Genomic DNA, 4,038 nt, shown 5'->3' on the forward strand with positions numbered 1-4,038 from the left:
CCCCGCCCCCCGGGGGCGCACCGCATCGGGAGCATCCTTCATGAACGAGATCAAGCAACGGCGTAGCGGGCGGACCAAAGTCTGGGCACCGGCGCTCACCCTCGGCGCAGCGCTGGCGGCCCTGCCTGGGCTCGCGGCGGCCGACGCCCTCGCCTTCGAACAACTGCTCGGCACGCCGGTGGCCGCCGCGGCACTGGACGAGCACCGCGGCATGGCGGACACCTTCCGTTACCAGACCAGCACCATCTCGGAACAGGGCACGGTCCTCGGCAACGTCGTGGAATCAAGCCCAAGCGGCATGAACATCATTCAGGACGGCGCCCTGCGCGACAATCACGGGCTGACCACGATCATCCAGAACTCCGGTCACCACGTGATCATCCAGGAAGCCACCAACATCAACGTGACGGTCACCCCATGAGCCGCCGCGCCACGGCACTGGCCACCCTCGGCGCCCTGGCCTGCCTGGCCCTGGCCGCGCCGGCCCCGGCCCACGCGGCGGGGCTGCCGATCCAGCAGCTCGGCGGCGGCCACCACGTCCAGGTGGAGAGCCTGCAGTCGGTGCGCTTCCGCGGCGTGGTCCGCCAGGCCCTGGACTACAGCTGCGGCTCGGCGGCGGTGGCCACCCTGCTCAGCTACCACTACGACCATGCAAAGGACGAGCCCGAGGTCTTCGCCGGCATGTTCGCGGCGGCGGATCAGGATCTGGTGCGCACCGAGGGCTTCTCGATGCTCGACATGCAGCGCTACCTGGCCGAGCTCGGCTACCGCGCCGACGGCTTCAACCTCACCCTGGCGCAGGTGGCCGAGCTACGCATCCCCTGCATCGTGCTCATCGACACCGGCGGCTACCTGCACTTCGTGGTGATCAAGGGCATCCGCGACGGCCAAGTGCTGGTCGGCGACCCGGCCATGGGCCTGCGCACCTACAGCGCCCAGACCTTCGAGCAGCTGCGCCGCGGCCCGCTGCTGATCATCCGCGACCGCCACGACCTCGCCCAGTTGAGTTTCAACCCGGACCGCGCCTGGGCTGTACAGACCCGCCTGCCCTTCGAGCACGCCCGCGAGCACCAGGGGCTGAGCGACTTCACCGGCAACCTACGCCGCCCAGGAGCGTGGTGATGGTCATGGCCGCACGCCTCGTTCACCGCACCGGCTGGGCCCTGGGCCTGGCGCTGGGCCTCGCCCTGATCAGCCCCGTTACGGCCGGCGAACCGCCCCACGACCCGTGGGAGGGCCTGGCGCGGGTCACCTCGGCCGAGTTGGAGCAGTGGCGCGGCGGCTGGACCAACAGCGACGGCGTCCTGGTGCGCTTCGGCTTCGAGCAAGCCGTGGCGGTCAACGGTGAGACCCGCGGTAGCATCGGACTGGACCCGATCACCCTGCGCCTCGGCGACCGCGCCGGCGCCCGCCGCGCCGCCCAGGAGATGGCGGAGGCCTTCCGGTTCACGACCACCGACGGCGTGCAGCTGCACATGGGCGATCAGGGAATGGCCCTGGTGCTCCAGAACAGCCTCGACAGCCAGCTGATCCAGGTCCTTCAGGACCTGGACGTCCAGCTCGAGGGGATCCCGGTGGAGCGCCTCGGCCGGCTGGGCGAGCTGATGCAGACGCAGATGCTGGAGGGTCTGCGCTAAGGCGCGCGCGCGAGGGCCGGCTCAAGCGTGCTTGAGTGGGCGCCAACGCTTCCGACGGTCGCCTTCCAGGTTATACGCTATGATAACCAACGAGGCCCCCGACAGCCTAGAACTCGCCACCGAAGATCTCCGCCAGCGAGGCCCCGGCCTGCACGTCCACCGGATACCGCACTAACCCGACGGACAGGCAGCCATGCGCACTGCGCGTTAACATGGCGCCATGCAGTTGCAGACGGTCTTTGCGGAGCCCCTCTGAGGCCTGGGGAATGCGACTAACCCAAGAGCAAATCATGGCCATTCATCGTGCTGTCGAGCAAATGACCGGCGGCACAGCACGCGTGCACCTCTTCGGATCGCGGGTTTTCGATGACGCGCGGGGCGGCGACGTCGATCTGCTCGTTACCCTCCCCGAGCCGGTCGACGATGCGACCTGGCTAGCGGCCCGGCTTGAAGCACAGATCAGCCGCGCGCTGGAAGGCCGATCGGTGGATGTCATCCTGAAGGCCCCGAACCTTGAGGTGAGCGCCATCCACCGGATTGCTGAGGAGCAAGGAGTCGAGCTTTGAACCACGAGCAGGCAGAAGAGGCGCGCCTTCAGTTTCTGACCCGGATCGCTGAACGCGAGCGCAGGCACCTGCTCGCAACCGATCAGCGGCTGTTCGAGGCACCGTTCACGACGGAGCGAGCGCGCGCCTTGGAGGATCACCCGCAAGAGGCTGAGCGGGTTGACGCCTTTGTGGCGCGCTTCGGCCGGCTCCAGGACACACTTGGTGACAAGCTGATCCCGGCGCTGCTGCGCGCGCTCGGCGAGCGCGTAGGTCCTGCCCTCGATAACTTGGATCGTGCCGAACGGTTCGGCTGGATTCCTTCCAGCGACGACTGGTTCGCTGTCCGCAAACTGCGCAACCAGATGGTGCATGAGTACATCGAGGACCCGGCGGTCCTTGCCGATGCCCTTCAGCGAGGGCACGCGTACGTGCCGGTGCTGGCACAGGTGACGGACAGCCTGATTGCGATCACAAAAGAGCGGGGTTGGGCGTAACCCGGGCCGTCCGCGACCCCGGGAGCTAAGATCCAGAGCCTCCCTGCTCGATTTCGGTGCTAAAATGGATACTAAATCAAGTACCCGAGGTCGTACTGATGGAGAACGTCATTTCCGCACAAGAGATCAAGCGCCGTGGCATCAGCGCGGTGGATCAGGCATTGAAGAACGGGCCGGTGCACGTCATCCAGCGCAACCGGCCCCGCTACGTGATCCTGAGCGAGGAGTCTTACCAGCGCTTGTCGGAGGGTACCCAGGCCCGGCAAAGGCTATGGGATCGCCTGCTAGGGGATGACGAGGCATACGGCGCAGCGCGCAACCGTGCGGAGCTGGACCGTGAGCTGCAATCAGAGCGCGAAGGCTGGCGCGATTAATGCGTGTTTTTCTGGACGCCAGCGCCATCATCTATCTGCTGGAGGGAGACAGGCAGACCCGGGACGCCACCCGGCAGGTGCTTGGGGGACTGGAACGCGGCTCTGACGAACCGCCGGTGCTGATGGCCTCAGCCTTGAGCCGGCTGGAGTGCCGGGTGCGCCCGCTGCGAGAATCCGACACGCAGGCATTGGAGCGACTGGATGGCTTCCTCGACGACCCGGGGCTCTCGGTGATAGCGCTGGACACCGCCGTGCTGGACAGGGCTACGGAGCTGCGCGCCCAATACAGGCTGCGCACACCCGATGCGATCCAGGCAGCTTGCCTGCTTACGGTGGACCCGAGGGGCGCGTTCGTCACGGGGGATGGCGACTTCGAGAAAGTCCCCGGCCTGCACGTCCACCGGATACCACACTAAGCCCGGCGGACAGGCAGCCATGCGCACTGCGCGTTAACATGACGTCATGACGCAAGATCGCACCGAGGCCATCCAGCAGGCCGTCCAGCCCGTCCTGGCAGCCTTCCCGGACGTGCAGGCCGCCTTCCTATTCGGGTCCCACGCGACGGGGCACGCTCGGGCAGACAGTGACGTCGACCTGGGCCTCGCCGGGCCGCCGAAGCGCCTCGAGGCACAACGCCTGGACCTGCTGACGGAGCTGCCCCGGGCCGGCCTTGAGCGCATAGACCTGGTCCTCCTGGAACGTGCCGATCCGGCCCTGCAGTTCGAGGCCGTCCGCCACAACTGCCTAATCTACGCGCGGCCCGACTTCCAGCGCGGGACCTATTCCTCGCGCATCGCCCGCGAATACTGGGACCTTGAGCCGTATCTGCGCGTCCAGCGCGCCGCCCTGAAACGGAGGCTCCGCCGTGGTGCAAGCCGAGATCATCCGCCGGCGCCTTGACGCGCTGACCGACCTCCAGCATCACCTGGACGACCTGCGGGCGCTTCAGGCGGTCTTTGCGGAGTTCCTCTGAGGTCCGGAGAAC

General features: G+C 67.3%; 8 protein-coding genes. All 8 read left to right on the forward strand.

Annotated features, from left to right (window positions below):
• Nucleotides 1-40: 40 nt before the first annotated feature.
• Nucleotides 41-421, forward strand: coding sequence for a hypothetical protein (locus LRF89_RS12915; protein ID WP_201169069.1), 381 nt, complete (start codon nt 41-43; stop codon nt 419-421).
• Nucleotides 418-1,122 carry a C39 family peptidase gene (locus LRF89_RS12920; RefSeq protein WP_238635743.1) on the forward strand — a complete coding sequence of 235 codons (705 nt, stop codon included), beginning with the start codon at nt 418-420 and terminating at the stop codon, nt 1,120-1,122. Before LRF89_RS12915 ends, LRF89_RS12920 begins: the two co-directional genes overlap by 4 nt.
• Nucleotides 1,123-1,127: 5 nt before the next feature.
• Entirely contained in the window at nt 1,128-1,637 is a 510-nt protein-coding gene (locus LRF89_RS12925) for a hypothetical protein (protein WP_238637324.1), read from the forward strand.
• A gap of 290 nt (nt 1,638-1,927) precedes the next feature.
• Nucleotides 1,928-2,203, forward strand: a complete 276-nt coding sequence (locus tag LRF89_RS12930; protein ID WP_238635741.1) for a nucleotidyltransferase domain-containing protein — start codon at nt 1,928-1,930, stop codon at nt 2,201-2,203.
• Nucleotides 2,200-2,679: a hypothetical protein gene (locus tag LRF89_RS12935; protein WP_201169077.1), complete on the forward strand. Its 480-nt coding sequence runs from the start codon at nt 2,200-2,202 to the stop codon at nt 2,677-2,679. Before LRF89_RS12930 ends, LRF89_RS12935 begins: the two co-directional genes overlap by 4 nt.
• Nucleotides 2,680-2,777: 98 nt before the next feature.
• Entirely contained in the window at nt 2,778-3,053 is a 276-nt protein-coding gene (locus LRF89_RS12940) for a type II toxin-antitoxin system Phd/YefM family antitoxin (RefSeq protein ID WP_201169079.1), read from the forward strand.
• The gene (locus LRF89_RS12945; RefSeq protein ID WP_201169082.1) at nt 3,053-3,469 is read left to right on the forward strand and encodes a type II toxin-antitoxin system VapC family toxin; all 417 of its coding nucleotides are present in this window, start codon (nt 3,053-3,055) and stop codon (nt 3,467-3,469) included. The genes LRF89_RS12940 and LRF89_RS12945 overlap by 1 nt, the downstream gene beginning before the upstream one ends.
• A gap of 46 nt (nt 3,470-3,515) precedes the next feature.
• On the forward strand, nt 3,516-3,953 hold the full coding sequence (mntA, locus tag LRF89_RS12950) for a type VII toxin-antitoxin system MntA family adenylyltransferase antitoxin (RefSeq protein WP_238637325.1): 438 nt from the start codon (nt 3,516-3,518) through the stop codon (nt 3,951-3,953).
• Nucleotides 3,954-4,038 lie beyond the last annotated feature (85 nt).

The sequence above is a fragment of the Halorhodospira sp. 9621 genome (assembly GCF_022228055.1).
Lineage (GTDB): Bacteria > Pseudomonadota > Gammaproteobacteria > Nitrococcales > Halorhodospiraceae > Halorhodospira > Halorhodospira halophila_A.